At 68.2% G+C, this 18853-nt stretch carries 13 protein-coding genes; 4 read left to right on the top strand and 9 right to left on the bottom strand.

Annotated elements, in window-relative coordinates; genetic code table 11:
* Positions 1–2: 2 nt before the first annotated feature.
* Together J8I33_RS16835 and J8I33_RS16830 are read right to left on the bottom strand one after the other, a co-directional pair.
* Positions 3–3146, bottom strand: a complete 3144-nt coding sequence (locus tag J8I33_RS16835; RefSeq protein WP_209938233.1) for a multidrug efflux RND transporter permease subunit — start codon at positions 3144–3146, stop codon at positions 3–5.
* Between the two features lie 20 nt (positions 3147–3166).
* Positions 3167–4327: an efflux RND transporter periplasmic adaptor subunit gene (locus J8I33_RS16830; protein WP_209938231.1), complete on the bottom strand. Its 1161-nt coding sequence runs from the start codon at positions 4325–4327 to the stop codon at positions 3167–3169.
* 98 nt (positions 4328–4425) lie between these two features.
* Between J8I33_RS16830 and J8I33_RS16825 the strand changes: the two genes are divergently transcribed.
* Entirely contained in the window at positions 4426–4722 is a 297-nt protein-coding gene (locus J8I33_RS16825; protein WP_209938228.1) for a hypothetical protein, read from the top strand.
* Between the two features lie 5 nt (positions 4723–4727).
* On the opposite strand, the gene J8I33_RS16820 is transcribed toward J8I33_RS16825, so the two are convergent.
* The 5 genes from J8I33_RS16820 to J8I33_RS16800 all read right to left on the bottom strand — a co-directional run bounded on the left by J8I33_RS16820 (position 4728) and on the right by J8I33_RS16800 (position 11391).
* Positions 4728–5339: an ankyrin repeat domain-containing protein gene (locus J8I33_RS16820; protein ID WP_209938222.1), complete on the bottom strand. Its 612-nt coding sequence runs from the start codon at positions 5337–5339 to the stop codon at positions 4728–4730.
* Positions 5340–5418: 79 nt separating this feature from the next.
* Positions 5419–6954 (bottom strand): catalase, encoded by a 1536-nt coding sequence (locus tag J8I33_RS16815; protein ID WP_209938220.1) that lies wholly within the window; start codon positions 6952–6954, stop codon positions 5419–5421.
* A 235-nt stretch (positions 6955–7189) separates the two neighbouring features.
* Positions 7190–8677: an efflux transporter outer membrane subunit gene (locus tag J8I33_RS16810; RefSeq protein WP_209938218.1), complete on the bottom strand. Its 1488-nt coding sequence runs from the start codon at positions 8675–8677 to the stop codon at positions 7190–7192.
* A gap of 13 nt (positions 8678–8690) precedes the next feature.
* On the bottom strand, positions 8691–10280 hold the full coding sequence (locus tag J8I33_RS16805) for an MDR family MFS transporter (RefSeq protein ID WP_050011317.1): 1590 nt from the start codon (positions 10278–10280) through the stop codon (positions 8691–8693).
* The gene (locus J8I33_RS16800) at positions 10273–11391 is read right to left on the bottom strand and encodes an HlyD family secretion protein (RefSeq protein WP_209924767.1); all 1119 of its coding nucleotides are present in this window, start codon (positions 11389–11391) and stop codon (positions 10273–10275) included. Before J8I33_RS16800 ends, J8I33_RS16805 begins: the two co-directional genes overlap by 8 nt.
* Positions 11392–11482: 91 nt before the next feature.
* Between J8I33_RS16800 and J8I33_RS16795 the strand changes: the two genes are divergently transcribed.
* Positions 11483–12319, top strand: a complete 837-nt coding sequence (locus J8I33_RS16795; RefSeq protein WP_209938216.1) for a CerR family C-terminal domain-containing protein — start codon at positions 11483–11485, stop codon at positions 12317–12319.
* Between the two features lie 33 nt (positions 12320–12352).
* Here the strand turns inward: J8I33_RS16795 and J8I33_RS16790 are convergent, their stop codons facing one another.
* Together J8I33_RS16790 and J8I33_RS16785 are read right to left on the bottom strand one after the other, a co-directional pair.
* Positions 12353–14743 carry a mechanosensitive ion channel domain-containing protein gene (locus tag J8I33_RS16790; protein WP_209938214.1) on the bottom strand — a complete coding sequence of 797 codons (2391 nt, stop codon included), beginning with the start codon at positions 14741–14743 and terminating at the stop codon, positions 12353–12355.
* Positions 14744–15082: 339 nt separating this feature from the next.
* Positions 15083–16042: an LLM class oxidoreductase gene (locus J8I33_RS16785; RefSeq protein WP_209938211.1), complete on the bottom strand. Its 960-nt coding sequence runs from the start codon at positions 16040–16042 to the stop codon at positions 15083–15085.
* A 1213-nt stretch (positions 16043–17255) separates the two neighbouring features.
* Between J8I33_RS16785 and J8I33_RS16780 the strand changes: the two genes are divergently transcribed.
* Together J8I33_RS16780 and J8I33_RS16775 are read left to right on the top strand one after the other, a co-directional pair.
* The gene (locus tag J8I33_RS16780; RefSeq protein WP_124553993.1) at positions 17256–18164 is read left to right on the top strand and encodes an NAD-dependent protein deacetylase; all 909 of its coding nucleotides are present in this window, start codon (positions 17256–17258) and stop codon (positions 18162–18164) included.
* Positions 18161–18802 (top strand): DUF938 domain-containing protein, encoded by a 642-nt coding sequence (locus tag J8I33_RS16775; RefSeq protein ID WP_050011311.1) that lies wholly within the window; start codon positions 18161–18163, stop codon positions 18800–18802. The genes J8I33_RS16780 and J8I33_RS16775 overlap by 4 nt, the downstream gene beginning before the upstream one ends.
* The last annotated feature ends 51 nt before the right edge of the window (positions 18803–18853 follow it).

Here is an 18853-nt window from a genome sequence, read left to right as displayed (position 1 = left end):
CATCAACCTTCCTGTCCGTGAGTCGGGGCGGCCGGCTGCTTGCGGGACGCACGCCATGCGCCGATGCGCTCCTGGATGCTCATCACGAACACAAAGAAAACAGGGACGAAGAAAATGGCCAGGACCGTCGCGGTCACCATGCCGCCGAACACGCCGGTGCCGATCGCATGCTGCGTCTCGGCGCTGGCGCCGGTCGCGATCATCAGCGGCACGACGCCGAGGCCGAACGCGAGCGAGGTCATCAAGATCGGGCGCAGGCGCAGCTTCGACGCCTGCACGGCTGCCTCGATCAATCCCTTGCCTTCCTCGCGCAACTGCTTCGCGAACTCGACGATCAGGATCGCGTTTTTCGCGGACAAACCGATCACGGTGATCATCCCGACCTTGAAGAACACGTCGTTCGGCAAGCCGCGCAGCAGCACCGCGCCGATCGCGCCGATCAGGCCGAGCGGCACCACCAGCATCACCGACAGCGGAATCGACCAGCTTTCGTACAGCGCGGCGAGCACCAGGAACACGACGATCATCGACAGCACCATCAGCATCGGCGCCTGCGACGCCGACTGGCGTTCCTGCAGCGACTGGCCGGTCCACTCGACCGCGAAGCCCGGCGGCAGTTGCGCGGCGAGCCGTTCCATCTCGGCCATCGCCGCGCCGCTCGACTGGCCGGGGGCGGCGGTGCCCGAGATCCGTGCGGACGGATAGCCCTTGAAGCGCACCATCTGCAGCGGCGTGTCGGCCCACACGGGGCGCACCACCTCGGACAGCGGCACCATGCCGCCGGCCGCGTTGCGCACGTACAGCTTCATCACGTTGTCGATCTGCATGCGCGCCGGCGCGTCGGCCTGGATGATCACCTGCTGCATGCGGCCTGCGTTCGGGAAGTCGTTCACGTAGGTCGAGCCCATCGCGGTCGACAGCGTGTCGCTGAGCGTCGTGAACGACACGCCGAGCGCCTGCGCCTTCGCGCGGTCGATCTCGAGGCGGATGCTCGTGCCGGCCGGCAGGCTGTCCGGGTACACGCCGGTCACGACCTTGCTTTGCGCGGCGAGTTCGAGCAGCTTGACTTCCGCTGCCTTGAGCGCGGCCGTGCCCTGGTTCGCGCGGTCTTCCAGGCGCATCGAGAAGCCCGAGCTGTTGCCGAGCTCGTCGATCGCCGGCGGCAGCAGGCTCATCACCGTGCCTTCGGTCACGCCGGCCATCGCCTGCTGCGCGAGCATGCCTTCCTCGAGCGTCGATGCGCCGCCGCGGTTCTTCCAGTCCTTCATCACGGACCAGTTGATCGCCGCGTTCGGACCCTGGCCCGAGAAGCCGTAGCCGATCACGGAAATGCTCGACTGGATTGCCGGACGCGAAGCAAGATGCTTCTCCAGCGTGTTGACCACGTCATGCGTGCGCTCGGCGGTAGCGTCCGCGGGCAGCAGAAAGCTGGTGATGAAGTAGCCCTGGTCCTCGTCCGGCAGGAACGACGACGGCAGGCTGCGGAAACCGAACACCAGTGCGCCCGCGATTGCGACGAACACGAGCATCACGCGGCCGGTGCGGCCGACCAGGCGGCCGACGCGCGTCTCGTACCAGGTCGTCAGGCGATCGAAGCGGCGGTTGAACCAGCCGAAGAAGCCGCGCTTTTCGTGATGGCCCGGTGCGAGCGGCTGGAGCATCGTCGCGCACAGGGCCGGCGTGAGCGTCAGCGCCAGCAGCGCGGAGAACAGGATCGACACGGCCATCGACAGCGTGAACTGCTTGTAGATCACGCCGACCGAGCCGCTCGCCATCGCCATCGGCAGGAACACCGCGGTCAGCACCAGCGTGATGCCGATGATCGCGCCGGTGATTTCCTTCATCGCCTTCGACGTCGCGTCCTTTGGCGACAGCCCTTCCTCGGCCATCAGGCGCTCGACGTTCTCGACGACGACGATCGCATCGTCGACGACGATGCCGATCGCGAGCACCATGCCGAACATCGTCAGCACGTTGATCGAGAAGCCGGTCAGCAGCATCACCGCAAAGGTGCCGAGCATCGCGACCGGCGCGACGATGGCCGGGATCAGCGTATAGCGCACGTTCTGCAGGAACAGGTACATCACGAGGAACACGAGCACCATCGCCTCGAACAGCGTGGCCAGCACCTTCTCGATCGAGATCTTCACGAACGGCGACGTGTCGAGCGGGATCGAATAGCTCATGCCAGACGGCATCGACTTGCTCAGTTCAGCCATGCGCGTGCGGATCGCGTCTGCGGTCTTCACCGCGTTGGCGCCCGGTGCGAGCTGGACGCCGGCGAGGGTGGCCGGCTTGTTGTTCTCGCGGCTCACGAACATGTAGTTTTGCGAACCAAGTTCGACGCGCGCGACGTCGCCGAGCACGACCTTCGAGCCGTCCGCGTTCGCGCGCAGCACGACCTTCGCGAATTCCTCCGGCGTCGTGAGCTGACCTTGCGCGGTCAGCGGCACGGTCACGCGCTGGCCCGGCAGCGCGGGCAGCGCGCCGAGGCTGCCCGGCGCGATCTGCACGTTCTGCTGGCCGATCGCGGTCGTCAGGTCGTTCATCGACAGGCCGAAATTGATCAGCTTCTGCGGATCGACCCAGATGCGCATCGCGCGCTCGGAGCCGAATTGCAGCACACGCCCGACGCCGTCGATGCGCCGCAACTCCTCGGACACGCTGCGCGCCATGTAGTCGGCGAGCGCGCCTTCGTCGAAGCGGCCGCTGTCGGAGCGCAGGCCGATCAGCATCAGGAAGCCGGACGATGCGGATTCGACGATCAGCCCGTTCTGGCGCACCGCGGCAGGCAGGCGCGGCTCGATCGACTTGATCTTGTTCTGCACGTCGACCTGCGCCATCTCAGGATTAGTGCCGGGCTTGAACGTGACGGTGATCTGCGCGCCGCCGGACGTGTCGGCCGACGATTCGAAGTACAGCAGGTTCTTGACGCCGGACAGTTCGCGCTCGATGAGGCTCAGCACGCCGTCGTTCATCGTCTGCGGCGTGGCGCCGGGATAGGTTGCGGTGATCGTGACGGACGGCGGCGCGACCGACGGATAGCGCGCGACCGGCAATTGCGGGATCGCGATCAGCCCCGTCAGGATGATGAAGAGCGCGATCACCCACGCAAACACCGGGCGTCGGATAAAGAATTCAGCCATGGCTGGAGGCTCCTCGTGACTCAGTGCACGGACGCGGTGGCGGCCGCGTCAGGCGACTTCCAGTCGGTCGCGGCCGCCGGCGCGCCGTCGGTCAGGCGTTCCATGCCTTCGACGACGATCTTCTGGCCGGCCTGCAGGCCCGACTTGATGCGGTAGCTGCGGTTCGTCAGTTCGCCGACCTCGACCGCCTTCAGGTGCGCGATGCCCTTTGTGTCGAGCACCCACACCTGCGGCTTGCCGCCGGCGCGCACGATGGCCTGTTGCGGCACCATCACCGCGTTCGCGTAGTGCGCGCGCGGAATCCGGGCACGCACGTACATGCCCGGCAGCAACTGGCGCTTCGGGTTGTCGACCAGCACGCGCAGCAGCACGTCGCCGGTGCCCGGATCGACGTTGACGCCCGAGAACAGCATGCGGCCCTTCACGTCGTAGCGGGTGTCGTCGTCGCGCAGCACGTCGACCGGCAGGCCGTTGCGGTCCGACGCTTGCGGCTGTGACGCGAGCGCGCCGCGCAGCGCTTCGAGCGACTCGGCCGGCTGGCGCACGTCCACGTACACCTGGTCGATCTGCTGGATGCGCGCCATCGGCTGGCTGTCGCCGCTCGACACCAGCGCGCCTTCGGTCACGAGCGCCTGGTCGATGCGGCCGGCGATCGGCGCTTCCACGGTCGCGAACTTCAGGTCGAGCTGGCGGCGCGCGAGCGTCGCGCGGGCCTGCGCGACGTCGGCCGCGGCCTGGTCGCGTTGCGATACGGCGTCGTCGTACACTTGGCGGCTGATCGCATCGGCCTCGACGAGCGGCTTGAAGCGTGCGGTCTGCACCTTCGCGCGTTCGAGCGCGGCCTGTGCCCGCTGCAGCGACGCGGCGGCGGTATCCGTCTCGGCCTTGAACGGCGCCGGATTGATCTGGAACAGCGGCTGGCCCACGCGCACTTCGGTGCCTTGTTCGAACAGCCTGCGCTGCACGATGCCGCTCACCTGCGGCCGGATCTCGGCCACCCGCACGGCCGCGACGCGGCCCGGCAGGTCTTCGGTCACGTCGACGCGCATGGCGGTCACGGTCATGGCCGCGACCGGAGTGGCCGGTGCTGCGGCCTGCTGCTCGGCCGGCCCGCAACCCGCCAGCATCGCCGCCGCCAGCGCGCATACGGCGCCGTGGCAGCATCGTTTCTGATTCTTCATAGCGACTCCAGGAAGCGCAGGCAGCCCACTGCCTGCTTTGACGGGGCGGAGTGTGCTTGGATTAGTTGGGGGCTTTGATGCGGAAAGATGGAGATTCGATGGAGGCGGCGAAAGGCGCCGAAAGGAGGGGGAGCCGAAGCGGAACGCCCGGACGAACAGGGGGCGGCGCGGTGTTCATGCGCGCGGTGTTTCGGCTCGATGCGCGCGTCGGCTCGCGTTGGTGTTTAAAGATCGAGCCGGCAGGGCGGCCGGGCGGACTGGCCGACGAGGCGGTGCGTCTGCGCTGGCTGGCGACGACGGGACCGCTGGGCGCACACGTGCGCGACAGGGCCGGGCATCGCGTGATGGCGACGCGGATGGAGGTCAGCGAATGGGTCGCGCCATTTGACGCGTAGTCGCGCTACTGTTTTGCGCCGGCCTTCCGCAGTGCGTCCGCGGCATACGTGTTGTCGTGCGTCAGCGCGAGCTGAAGCAGCGACTGGCCGCGCCGGTCGACATGGTTCGGATTCGCGCCATGCGCGACGAGCAGCGGAATCAGCTCGAAGCGGTTGAACAGCGTCGCGAACCCCAGCGCGGTTTCGCCGGCGCCGTTCGTCTGGTCGATCGGGCAGCGCGTGTCGATCAGGCGCCGCGCGATGTCGGGTTCGTTCTTGAACAGCGCACCCATTAGTGCGGTGTTGCCGTGACGATCGCCGGCGCACGCATCGGCGCCGACCGACAACAGGTAGTCGAGCGCCGCGGGCTGGCCGTCGTACGACGCGAGGATCACGGCCGTGTAGCCGTGGCTGTCGGTGGCGTTGACCGGATAGCCGGCGTCGTGCAACGCGCGCAGGATATCGACGCGGCCGACGCGCGCCGCGTCGAACCAGTCGTCGTCATAGCGGCGCAGCGCGGCAGGGTCGGCCTTGCCGTATGCCGGCCGGTCGGGCAGGTGCGCGCAGCCGGCGAGCGCGGCCAGCGCGAGCGCCGCCGCGGCCGCGCGGATCGTGTGGGGGAAGCGTTCGGATCGCATGAGAGTGTCCTGATGAAGTGGCCGGGCCGACGTGGGCGGCGCGAGCGCACACGTCGGCAGCGACCGGAGCCGCGAGGGATCAGTTGTCGCTCAGCTTCGCCGCGAGCGACTGCACTTGCTGGACGTTCGCGTGAACGGCCTGCGCGAGACGCGTGCCGTAGTCGGCGTCGGCCTTGTAGAAGTACGACAGCATCGCGTACTGGTTCTGCGCGTTCTTCACCTGACCGAGATCGCCGGACAGTGCGGTGACGAGGTCGTTCTTGTCCTGCTGCGACAGGCTGCGGTAGTACTCGCCCGCCTGACGGAACGGCAGCTTCTTGCGGATCGCTTCCTGCTGCGTCGTGCCGCTGAGCGCCATGCGGACCGACTTGTACTGCGGATCCTGCGCGAGTTCGTTCAGCGTCGACGGTTCGTAATTGACCTCGCCCTTGCGGTCGCCGGCATTCATCTTGCCGTCCTGGTTGTTGTTGACGACCGGCACGACCGGGCGGTTGATCGGCAGATCCATGTAGTTCGCGCCGAGCCGGTACAGCTGCGTGTCGGCGTACGCGAACAGGCGATCCTGCAGCATCCGGTCTTCGGACGGTTCGATCCCCGGCACGAGCCGCGACGGCGCGAACGCCGATTCCTCGGTCGACTGGAAGTAGTTGTCGGGCACGCGGTTGAGCGTCATCGTGCCGATCTTGCGTTCAGGTACGCCGGTCCACACCTTCGTGTCGTCGAGTGCGTCGAAGTCGAAGCGGTTCAGGTCTTTCGGCGTGAGCACCTGCACGTACAGGTCCCACTTCGGGAAATCGCCCTGTTTCAGCGCGCCGTACAGATCGTTCGTCATCAGGTTCCAGTCGCGACCGATCGATGCGGCGATTTCTTGCGGGCGCAGGCCGTGCACGCCTTGCTGGCTCTTCCAGTGGAACTTCACGTAATGCACGTCGCCTTGCGCATTGACGAACTTGAACGCATGCACCGCGAAGCCGTCCATGCGGCGATACGAATCGGGCATGCCTTCGTCCGTGTACAGCCGCGTCAGCATGTGGGTCGCTTCGGGCGTGTGCGCGAAGAAGTCGAACGCGAGGTTCGGGTCCTGCACGCCGGTCACGGCGCTCGGTTTGTTCGCGTGCACGAAGTCGGGGAACTTGATGCCGTCGCGAATGAAGAACACCGGCCAGTTGATGCCGACCATGTCCCAGTTGCCCTGCTGCGTATAGAACTTCACCGCGAAGCCGCGCGGGTCGCGCGCCTGCTCCGGCGAGCCGCGATAGCCCATCACGGTGGAGAAGCGCACGAACACCGGCGTGCGGGTGCCCGGCGTGAAGACTTTCGCTTTCGTCAGGTCGGAGATGTCGGCGCTCGGCACGAACTCGCCGAACGCGCCGGTGCCGCGCGCATGCACGACGCGTTCCGGAATGCGTTCGCGATCGAAGCGCTGCAGTTTCTCGATCAGCGCGGAGTCCTGCAGCAGTACCGGGCCGGCCGGGCCGGCCGTTTGCGAATTCTGGTTGTCGCCGACGGGCGCGCCGGTGTCGCGCGTGAGTTCGGCGGCGTACGGAGAGGCTGAGAGTGCGACGCAGATCGCGGCGACTGCGTGCCGCAGCACGCGATGGGAAGATGAGGACATGACGATGGAACTCCTTGAATCCGATCGGTGGTGGGGAAGCCGACTGAATTAGAAGAGATCGTCAGACGATTGGCTAATTGATATTCGATATGTTTTCGATAGCCGTGGGGCGATGCGGTGCGAGCCTGTTTGTTGCGCAAGAAACCAAGCCGTATTGTTGCGCGCACAATGAGTTATTGCCGGATTGTTTCGATGAGGATGATGTATCGGCCGTGCATGATTTTCGGCCGCGCAGTCAACCGGCGCTTGCCTGCCATCCGAGCCCGAGGCTCTTCTGCACCGACACATAGTCCTTGATCAGTTCGGCCTGCCCGGCGATCACGTTCTGCTGCGCGGACAGCGCTTCGCGTTGCGTATCGAGCAGGTCGATCATCGACGCGACGCCCGCGCGATAGCGCTGGTCCATCAGCGTGCGCGAATGCACGGCCGACGTCTGCACCTTCGTCAATGCGACGACGTGCTCACGCTGATGCCCGTAACGCTGCAGTGCGGTATTGGCGTCCTGCAACGCACCGAGCACGGCCTTCTGATAATTCGCTTCCGCTTCGTCGCGCGACGCTTCGGCTGCGCGCACCGCGCCGCGCGTACGCCCGAAATCGAGAATGTTCCATTGCAGGTATGGTGCGCCCACCCAGGTGAAATTCTGCTTGCGGAACAAATGGCCGGGGTCGGTCGCGCTGAAGCCGAGATCGCCGAGCAACGTCACCTTCGGGAAATAGTCGGCGACGTGTTCGCCGATCTGGGCATTGCTCGATGCGAGCCGGCGTTCGGCCGCGCGGATGTCGGGGCGCTGTTTCAGCAGCGTGGCCGGATCGCCGATCGCGGCGCTGCCGGGCAGCGTCGGCAATGCGGCGTCCAGAGTCGACAGCGCGGCGTCCAGCGCGCCCGGCGCGCGGCCCGTCAGGATCGCGAGCCGGTCGAGCGATTCGGTCACCTGGGCATCGAGCGGGATCAACGACGCACGCGTGTTCTCGACCTGCGTGGTCAGCCGCTCGATGTCCGCATCGGCCGCGACGCCGCGCGCGCGGCGCTGCCGCGTGAGTTCGAGCATCTGCTGCTGCAATTGCGCGGTGCGCCGCGACAACGCAAGCCGTTGCTGCTGGTCGCGCAGGTCGACGTACGCATTCGCGACTTCGGCCGCGATCGACACCTGCGTGTCGGCGAGATCGGCATCGACGGCCTCGGCTTGCGCGGACGCGGCTTCGACCGCGCGGTGCGTGCCGCCGAACAGGTCGATTTCCCACGTCGCGTCGAAGCCCGCCGAATAGAGTTGCAGCGGGCCCGCGCCGCCGAGCGACGGCGACGTGCCGCCTGATTGTTCCGAGCCGTTCGACGGCAGCAGCGAGCCGAGCGCGCCGACGTCCGGTTCGCGCATGCGGATGGCCGCGACGGTGGCCGACGATTTCGGCATCTGCGCGGCGCGCTGTTGCGAGAGCTGCGCGCGCGCCGCGCGCAAGCGCGCTTGCGCGGCGTGCAGATCGGGGTTGTACACGAGCGCGGCAACGATCAGCTCGTCGAGCTGGCGATCGTTCAACGCGTGCCACCACGCGCTCGGCGCGGGCGCGGCGGTGTCGACGCCGGTGGCAGGCGCACGCACGAAGGTTGGCGCATCCGGCGCGGCGGGCGCGCCGCGATAGTCGGGGCCGACCGTGCAGCCGGCGAGCAGGCACGCGGCCGCGCACAGGGTGAGCACGGGGCGGCGGGGCAGGGAGAAGGATTTCATCGCGTATGACGGGTCAATGGCCGGACGACATCGGTTGCGGGCCGCGCGGCGGCGTTCTCAGCAGCAGCGCGAGCGGCACGCAGGCGAGCAGCGCGAGGCCCAGCAGATAGAAGGTTTCTGAATAGGTCATGACGACGGCCTGGATCTGGATCTGCCGCGCGAACTGGCCGAGCGCGCGCATGTTCGAATACGCGAGATCGCCGGTGTGCGCGAACCAGTTGGCCGCATAGGCCGACAGGCGATCCTGACCGATCAGCGAGTTCGCGCTCACCGATTCGCGCAGCACGGCCGTATGGAAGGTCGTGCGGCGGTCGATCACGGTGCCGATGATCGCGAGCCCGATCGAGCCGCCGAGATTGCGCGCCATGTTGTAGAGCCCGGCCGCGTCGCCCGAGTCTTCGCGCGCGACGGCCGCCATCGACGCCTGGTTGAGCGGCATCATCGCGAGCATCTGCGCGAGGCCGCGGATCAGTTGCGACCACACGAAATCGTGGCCGACGCTCTGCGCGGTCAGGCTGATGTCGAGCATGCAGCTCAGGCAGAACAGCAGCAGCCCGGTGATCACGAGGATGCGGAAATCGACCTTGCCGAGCAGGCGCGGCAGGATCGGCATCACCAGAAAGGCCGGCAGCCCCGACAGCAGCATGATCGCGCCGGCCTGTTCCGCGTTGTAGCCGGCGACGATCGCGAGGAACTGCGGCAGCAGGTAGGACACGCCGTACAGCCCGGCGCCCACCGCGGACACGATCACGATCACGCTCGCGTAACGCGGGTTGCGCATCAGCGACAGCCGCATGATCGGCCGCTTCGCGAAGCGCTGCGACAGCGCGATCAGGACCATCCCGACGAACGACACGACGCTTAGCGTGACGATCATCTGCGATTCGAACCAGCGTTCGCGCTGACCTTCCTCGAGCACGACGGTCAGCGAGCTCAGGCCGATCGCGAGGCCGAGGATGCCGAGCCAGTCCGCGTTGAAGAACGCACTCCATTGCGGGCGGTCCGACGGCAGGCCGAACACCAGCAGCGCCATCAGCAGCAGGCACACGGGCAGGTTCAGGAAGAAGCACCAGCTCCAGTTCACGTTTTCCGCGAGCCAGCCGCCGAGCACCGGACCGAACAGCGGCCCGAGCAGCACGATCAGGCCGAACAGCGTCATCCCGACCGGCAACTGCGACAGCGGCAGGCGGGTGCGGATGATCGTCTGCGCGGTCGGGATCAGCGCGCCGCCGGTGAAGCCCTGGCCGATCCGGCCGGCGATCATCATCGGCAGCGAATGCGACCAGCCGCACATCATCGAGAACGCGATGAACAGCGCGGAGTTCGTCAGCAGGAAATTGCGCAGCCCGAACACGCGCGTGAGCCACGCGGCGAGCGGGATCATCACGATTTCCGACATCAGGTAGCCGGTCGAGATCCACGTGCCTTCGGTGCCGGTCGCGCCGATTTCGCCCTGGATCTGCGGCAGCGCGGAATTCGTGATCGAGATGTCGAGCGTCGCCATCAGCGCGCCGAGCGCGCCGGCCGCGACCGCGATCCAGTCGGTCACGCTCGCGCGGCCTTCGTGCGGCGGCATGGGTATCGTGGCGGGCGTATCAGCCATGATGCTGCTCGTCGCGCACCGAGCGCGTATCGACGTCGACCGTCACCGACAGCCCGGGCAACAGCATGCGTTGCGCGCGAGCGTTCGCGGCGAGGCGGATGCGCACCGGCACGCGCTGGACGATCTTCGTGAAGTTGCCGGTCGCGTTCTCCGGCGGCAGCAGCGCGAACTGCGCGCCGGTGCCGGGCGCGAAGCTGTCGACGACACCGGACAGCGGGCCGTCCGGCAGCGCGTCGACGTGCAGCTCGACGGACTGGCCGATGCGCATGTTGCCGATCTGCGTTTCCTTGAAATTCGCGACGAGATAGATCGAATCGACCGGCACGACGGTCAGCAGCCGCGTGCCGGGCTGCACGTATTGGCCGACGCGCACCGTCCGGTCGCCGACGCGGCCCGCGAGCGTGCTGCGCACGATCGTATTGTCGAGGTCGAGCTGCGCCTGCGCGGCGCTGGCCTGCGCGGCCTCGAGCTGCGCGCGCGCCTGCTGGAGTTGCGCGGTGAACGACGCGATCTGCGTGCGGGCGGCGGCGATGGACGCGTTGTTCGCGGCGAGCGTCGCCGCCGCCTGGTCGCGCGTGCTCTTCAGGTCTGCCACGCGTTCGTGCGTTTCGGCGCCGGTCGCCGCGAGCGGCGCATAGCGCGTGTATTCGTCGCTCGCATGCTGCGCGTTGATGCGCGACACCTTCGCCTGCGCGTCGGCCTGGTCGAGATTCGCGCGCTGCTGGCTGATGTCGGCCTCGGCGCGCGCGATATCGGCGCGACGGGCGTCGACGGTCGCCTGCGCTTGCGCGAGCGCCACCTGGTACTGGCGGACATCGAGCCGCACGAGCGGATCGCCGGCCTTCACGGGCTGGTTGTCGCGCACGTAGACGTCGGTCACGTAGCCGGCGACCTTCGGTGCGGCGGTCATGCTGTCCGCCTGCAGGTACGCGTCGTTGGTGCTTTCGATGAAGCGGCCGACCGTCCACCAGCGGCCGAGCCACACCGCGCCGCCGACAGTCGCGAGCACGGCGACCGCGAGCAGGACGCGCCGCCTCGTTCCGCCGTTGCGAGGCTTTGTTCCGTTTTCCTGACGATCTGCTTTCTGTGGCGGGTCTTGTGGCGACGACATGCGGGATCCAATTTATTCCAAGTGGAAGAATTATTCCAGTTGATAAAATTGTGTCAAGTAGAATGTCGATCGAGCGAATGACGAGGAAGGCATGAACGAAGCGAAGAAGCTGCGCCGCACGTCGGCGGGCGGCTACGCGCGCGGCGACGAAACGCGCCAGCGGATCATCGAGGCGGCGATCGAACTGTTCGGCGAACGCGGGTTCGCGGGCGCGTCGACGCGCGAGATCGCCGCGATGGCGGGCGTGAACGCGCCGGCGCTCCAGTACTACTTCGAGAACAAGGAAGGCGTGTACCGCGCGTGCGTCGAGACGATCGCCGAGCACGGCTGGCAGGTGTTCGCGCCGGCGGTCGGCCATGCGCGTGCGATGCTCGACGCCCACGCGAGCGTCGATGCGCTGATCGATGCGTTCATCGGTCTGCTGCGGGCGCTGTCGGACCGAATGTTCACCGCACCGAAGACGATGAACCAGCGGATGTTCTTCGCGCGCGAGCAAGGCGGCCAGGAACCGGCGAGCGCGAGCGAAATCCTGATGAAGCGCATGCGCAAGCCGCTGAACGACGTGAGCGCGGAGCTGATCGGCCGCATCTCGGGGCGGCCGGCCGACGATCCCGTCACGCGGTTGCGCGCGCTGAGCCTGTTCGGGCAGATCACGGTGTTCCACATCGCGCAGCGTTCGGCGCTGCGGTTGCTCGAATGGGACGCGTTCGAGGGCGAACGCGCGGCGTTGGTGACCGACACGATTGCCGAGCAGACGCGCGTGCTGCTCGAGCAATGGCATGCGCAGCGCGATGCGGGGGCCGCTGGTCCGGAAACCGCCGCGAAGCGCGGGCAGGGTGCCGCGGCGAAACGACGTGCGGCGAAGCCGGGGGCCGCACCGCCCGCCGCGAAAAGCACGGCGCGCGTGAAGAAGCCCGCCGCGCGTTGAGCGCCGCCGGTCACCGGCCCCGGGCGATCGCGATCATCCCGGCTTGCGCTCCGCTGCGTCGGGCGACGGCGGCCGGGCCGCCGGTTCGGCGGTATTCTGCGCGTCTGGGCGCGCGTCGTTGTCATCGCTGCCGACGGGTCGCGACCCGTCCGCATAGGCCACGACGCTGCGCTGCGGATTGGCGATCCGGATCCCGCGTTCGAGGAACGTCTCCGCGATCCGCCGGTTGAATTCGCGCTGCACGCTCCAGCGCGCCGAGTCCGTGCACTGGATCTGACCGGCCAGCGCGAGCGCCGCGCCGTCGACCTGGTCGATGCCCCAGTAGCTGAAGTCCGACAGGATGCCGTCGTGGTACTTCGGATCGTCGCGCAACGCGGCGCCGATTTCCTTCAGCGTCGCGATCGCGCGCTCGACGTCCTCGCCGTACGCGATGCTGACCTTGACGGCCGCGTTGCCGAGCCCGCGATTCGTGTTGTTGACGGTCGTCACCGAGCTGAACGGAATCGTGTACAGCGACCCGTCGCCGGCGCGCAGCCGCACGGTGCGGATCGACAGGTATTCGACCGTCCCCGACACGCCGGCGAGCGTGACCCAGTCGCCGACCTGCATCGCGTTTTCCATCAGCAGGAAGATCCCGGTGATGAAATCCTGCACGAGCTTCTGCGAGCCGAAACCGAGCGCGACGCCGAAGATGCTGGCGCCGGCCAGCAGCGGGCCGACGTTTACGCCGAGTTCGCTGAGGCCCGTCAGCACGACGACGAGCGCGATCATCACGAACAGCAGCGAGCGCAGCATCGGCAGCAGCGTGCGCAGCCGCGCGGCGCGCACCAGGTTGCCTTCGCGCGTCCAGCGTTGCAGCCGGCGCTCGATCGCGATGTTGGCCGCTTCCCACACGACGAGCGCGACGATCGCCGCGATCGCGATCGTCACCAGCGCGGACGCGAGCCGGTGGCCGATCGTGCCCGTCTCGAATGCTCGGAAGATCGGCACGCCCCAGATCTGCAGTAGCAGCACGACGGTCACGACGCCGATCGCGCCCGACACGATCTGGCGCAGCAGCGGGTAGTAGCGGTATGCGTGCAGATGAACGAGCGTGCGATCGTCGTCGCGGCGCTGGAACAGCCGCGCGAGCGCACCGAACACGACGATCGACACCATCCGCATCGCGATCATCACGGCGATCGACCGGCCGCCGAGCGCGATCAGTACGCGGTAGCCGTTGTGGACGTCGAGCGCCCACACGAACCACAGCGCCATCACGATGAAGACCGATACGGGCGCCCACGCGTCCGCGAGCGCGTTGCCGACGACGGTGAAGGTCGGACGATCCGCGCCGGCGGCGCGGATGCGTGCCGCGACCGGCCGGCGGCACTGCAGGATCAGCACCGAGATCATCACGTGCCCGACGAGCGCGACGGCCTTCAGCAGCGCGACATGGCCGGCTTCGGTCAGGCCGAAGTTCGCGGCGATCTCGACGGCCGCCGTGCATGCACCGACCGCGATCACGATCCGCGCGATCGAGCGTTGCGCGAACGCGGCCCATGCGTCGCTGATATGCAGCAGCCGCAACTGCCGCGCGTCGGGCTGGAAGAACAGCCGGCTGACGATCGTGACGAGCCGGCAGATCACGTAGGTGTCGATCAACGCTTCGAGCGCGGCTTCGATCGGCGTGTCGGCTTCGACGAGCAACGACATCGTCAGGCTCGCGACGCCGACGAACACGAGCAGCGGTACCGCGCGCAGCGCGAGACTGATGAGTGCGCGCGGCATCCGGTTCAGCAGCGTGGTGTGCCGGCGGGCGTGGCCTCGGCTTTGCGACGGCGGGGGCGCGTGGTCCTCGTCCGATGCGGCGGCATCGGGTGCCGCGCGGCGCGCGGCCACCGCGGCCAGTGCGCGTCGCAGCAGCCGCTTCGCGAGCCATTCGACGACGAGCGCAGGCAGCAGCACCGCGAGGAGGATGCCGAGCGTGCGCGTCAGGTTCGCACGCTCGTCGGCGCGCACGAGCGTGTCGCGCCACCAGCTTCCCACCGAACCGATATCGAGCAGCGAGCGCAGCGACTCCTGCAGCGCGTTGCCGATCTGCGCGGCCCATCGCGAGCCCTGACGGACGAGCATCGAGGCGAGCCCGTTCGACGTGAGCGCGGCCGGCGCCGCGGCAGCCGATGCGCCGCTGGCTGCCGGCGCCGCGCTTGCCGGCACGGCGGGTGCGCTCAACGCGCCGACGGCCGCGATCGCGCGCAGCGTCGTTTCGACCTGCGCACGCTCGCGCGGGTTTTCGAGCACATTCAGTGCCTGCCGCGCCTCTTGCGGCGTCAGTGCGGGCGCGGCGCCGGAGGCGGCCGACGCGGCGGCCGGTGCGGGAGCGGCCGCGTGAGCGGCCGAGACGACGGCGGCGAGCAGCCAGCCGAGGAGGATATGTCGCATGGAATGGGCATGCGGGTGCGTCTCGTCACGCGGCCCGCCAGGCTGAACGATGGACGGAAGTTAACATGATCGCGATCGAAACCGAATAGTTCCGTCGTCGACGAGTTGAATCGGGCATGAAGGCGCCGGCACGGGCGTCGGCGGCACATGCCGGCAAGCCGTGTGCCGGATACGGACGGTCGACCGTCCGATATCGACAGGAACGTCATGTTGGCCCGGTCGTAAGGCGTCTGTAACGCGCCGTTGCCGATTCCTGTCAGGGATGCGCCGTTGCGGGAGCATTCGCCCGGCCACGATCAGCGCTCGCGTCGCATCATGTGAATTGGGATTCCTGATGAATCACGCTTGTTCGTCGTGAAAGACCGGCAACACATGCTCGGCGATTTCCTCGACGACGTCGCGCACCGGCCGGTCCGATCCCGGATTCAGCGTGACATGGTGCGTCCCGGCCGCGCGCATGTCCCGCAGGATATCGACCAACGCGCGGCGCCCGGTCGCATAACCGAGCGGCAGCGCGGTGGCGGGCGTATCCGGATGCGCGGCGAGATCGAGCCGCATCGATACGCCGAACGCGCGAAATTGCGGCGACGCGAGCCGCTCGACCGCCGCGCGCCACATCGAATAGCGGGCGCGCTGCGTATCCGGATCGCGGTGATACGTCATCCAGCCGATCGAATGCCGTGCGATCCAGTCGACGCTCTGTCCGCCCGAGCCGACCGCCAGCATCGGCACCGCGTCGCCGTCGCGCGGCAGCAGCGTGAAGGCGGGCGCATCGGGTGGCGTCCGGTCGGGCAGCACGCGCGCCGGCATGCCGAGCGCGGCCGCGACGACGTCCCAGTGCGCGCGATAGCGGTCGCGCCGGGTTTCCGCGTCGACGCCGAACGCCGCATATTCGGGTGGCCGGTCGCCGGAGCCGAGCCCGAGGATGAAGCGCCCGCCCGACAGCGTCGCGACCGACAGCGCGCCTTTCGCGATATGCAGCGGATGACGCAGCGGCAGCACGATCGCGCCGCTGGCGAGCGCGATCCGGCGGGTGCGCGACGCCAGTGCGCCGAGCAGTACCCACGGGTCGAGGTGGCCGACCGGGTCCGGATAGTCGGCGCTGTTCAGCGGCACGTCGCGAATCCACAGCGCGCGAAAGCCGAGCGAATCGGCCAGCGCGGCGAGTTCGAGTTGCTCGTTGAAGTCCGCGACGATGTGGCCGCCGCGAAGCAGCGGAAGCGTGAGGCCGATCGACAGCCGCCCGGACGAGAACACGCGATGCGCGACGTCGGGAGGGGCGGAAGCGGGTGGGGTCATGTCGGGTCCTTGGCGGCGAGGCAGCGGAAGCATGCGGGCGCTCCGTGTCCGAATGCTAGCGTGTTTGCGCGATGCACGAGCGGGACGGCGCAAACCCCGCGCTATCCGCTTCGCAACGCGAGACCCGGGCGGAACGCCGCGCATTGCGACGCGCGGTTGTCGCGATCGGTGCCGTAGAACAGCATGCGGTAGTCGATATCCGGCCCGTGCTTCGTGTCGGACAGGCAGCGAGTGCGGGTTCCGGTCGGGCGGTGGTGCGCCGCGGGAAAGGGCAAGTCCGGGCGCACGCGCGCCGCCAATCGTGGGGCGATTGTAAGGCGACTGGCCGCCCTGCAACGCGCCAACCCGACGATACCGACGCCACCGCCGGTGCGTTTCAGTTTCGAAACATTCGCGCTTTCTGACGGGGCGCGATGCCTGCCCGCGGCCCCTGATGTGCCCGCGCGGCCTTGCGGCATGAAGCATGGTGCGCTCCTTGCATGGTTGTATGCGCCGTGAGCGCGATTGCAGGTGCAGTTGGCCCGGCAATCGCTTCAGTGGGTCGGATGTATCGAAGACGGGGACAAGAGAATGAAAAAAGACCGAAACGCAACATGCCGTGTTGCAAACATGAATCGCCGACCTGCCAGGGTATTCGCTTCGCCGCTGATCGCGGCGACGTGAGCGAGCGGCTTTCCGTTCCATCCGAACGATCGGGTTCGTTCTGAACGACGGCGTGCATGGGTGACGCGCGCGTCCGACCAATGTCGGTCGGCCGTCCAGGATGAACCGCGAATGCAGGCGGATGGCCGCGGCCCGGATCCCGAATCGTCAAGCCATGGCGCAACGCACACCGTCGCGCGGCGAATGCGTTTGCACGCCGCGCATGACATCGGCGTGACGAGCGCGACGAACGGGATCGGGTCGGGAAAGCCGATGACGCGCCGATGGGCGCGGCAGTGCGGAACACGTGAAGTCCGGGGGAGCGTCCGTCGATCGCGGTATGACGGACGTCGCAACATTGTGCTGTCAGTTGATCCACTACCCCGATGGATCAATTGTTTGAAGCGCCCGTCGCCGAGCGGCGATGGGCGTCTTTTTGCGTGCTGTTGCGTGCCGCGGCTAGCCGCGGCGGCAGCCCGCCCGATCGCACGGCGTTCTGTATCATGTGCTGGCGCGCGTGGCCGCCCGTGCGGGCGCACGACCTGCCCGCGCGACCGATCACGTTGCCAACATGAACGACACAGCCTTGCCCGACTCCTCCATCGCCGACGTCGATCCGGCCGCGCTCGATGCGCTGCACGCGTTCGTCGAGCGTCATCCGCGCCTGTTCGTACTGACCGGCGCGGGCATCAGCACCGATTCCGGCATTCCCGGCTACCGCGACCGCAACGGCCAATGGATGCGCTCGCCGCCGATCCAACTCCAGGAATTCCTCGGCTCCGATGCCGCGCGGCGCCGCTACTGGGCGCGCAGCATGATCGGCTGGCCCGTGGTCGGCCGCGCGCGGCCGAACGGGTCCCATGTCGCGCTGGCGCGGCTCGGCGGCGCGGGCCGGATCGAGCGTCTCGTCACGCAGAACGTCGACGGCCTGCATCAGCGCGCGGGCAGCGACGACGTGATCGAGCTGCATGGCGGCATCAACGGCGTGACCTGCCTCGACTGCGGCGCGCATCATGCGCGGGCGACGATCCAGACCGTGCTCGAAGCCGACAATCCCGAGCTGCTGGGCGCGCAGGCCGAGCCGGCCGCGGACGGCGACGCGCATCTCGAATGGGCCGCGCTCGATACGTTCCGCATCCCGGCGTGCCCCGCGTGCGGCGGCCTGCTGAAGCCGGCGGTGGTGTTCTTTGGCGAGAACGTGCCGCGCGAGCGCGTGGCGCTGGCGTCGCAGGCGCTCGACGCAGCCGACGCGCTGCTCGTCGTCGGCTCGTCGCTGATGGTGTATTCCGGCTACCGGTTCTGCGTGTGGGCGCAGGCGCAGCACAAGCCGGTTGCCGCACTCAATCTCGGCCATACGCGCGCCGACCCGATGCTGACGCTGAAGGTCGAGGCGCGTTGCGCACCCGCGCTCGACGCACTGGTGACGCGGCTGGGGCTCGGGCGCAACAGCAACAGCGACACTGCGGAGCGTGCATCGTGACCGGCGCCGCTTCTTCTCACGATCCGTCCGCGCGGCTGTCGGCGCCGGCGGCCGAACGCAATCGCGGGCCGATCCTCGACGTGCTCCGCCGCGTGCTGCCGGCGACCGGCAGCGTGCTCGAAATCGCGAGCGGCACCGGGCAGCACGTCGTTCACTTCGCGCAGGCGTTGCCGGGCCTGCACTGGCAGCCGAGCGATCCCGACGCGCACGCGCGGCGTTCGATCGCCGCGTGGGTCGCGCATGCGGGCCTCGCGAACGTCGCCGGGCCGCTGGCGTTCGACGTGCGCGACACGCCGTGGCCGGTCGCGGCGCTCGACGCGATCGTCTGCATCAACATGATCCACATCTCGCCGTGGGCCTGTACGGAAGCGCTGTTCGCGGGCGCGTCGCGTGTGCTGCGGCCGGGCGGCGTGCTGTTCCTGTACGGCCCGTACCGTCGCGAAGGCCGCCATACGGCGGCGTCGAACGAGGCCTTCGACCGGCAGTTGCGCAGCCGCGACCCGTCGTGGGGCGTGCGCGATCTCGAGACCGTCGTCGCACTCGGGCTCGATCGCGGGCTCGACTGCATCGAGGTCGTCGAGATGCCGGCGAACAACCTGAGCGTCGCATTCCGGCGCCTGCCGCACGCGGAGCAATGACACGCAAGCGGGCAGCGCCGCCGGGTTTCCACTATCCTTTCGCCTGTGCGC

This window comes from Burkholderia sp. AcTa6-5 (genome assembly GCF_017815075.1).
GTDB classification, from domain to species: domain Bacteria; phylum Pseudomonadota; class Gammaproteobacteria; order Burkholderiales; family Burkholderiaceae; genus Burkholderia; species Burkholderia sola.
This window is presented reverse-complemented; position numbering and strand designations above follow the sequence as displayed.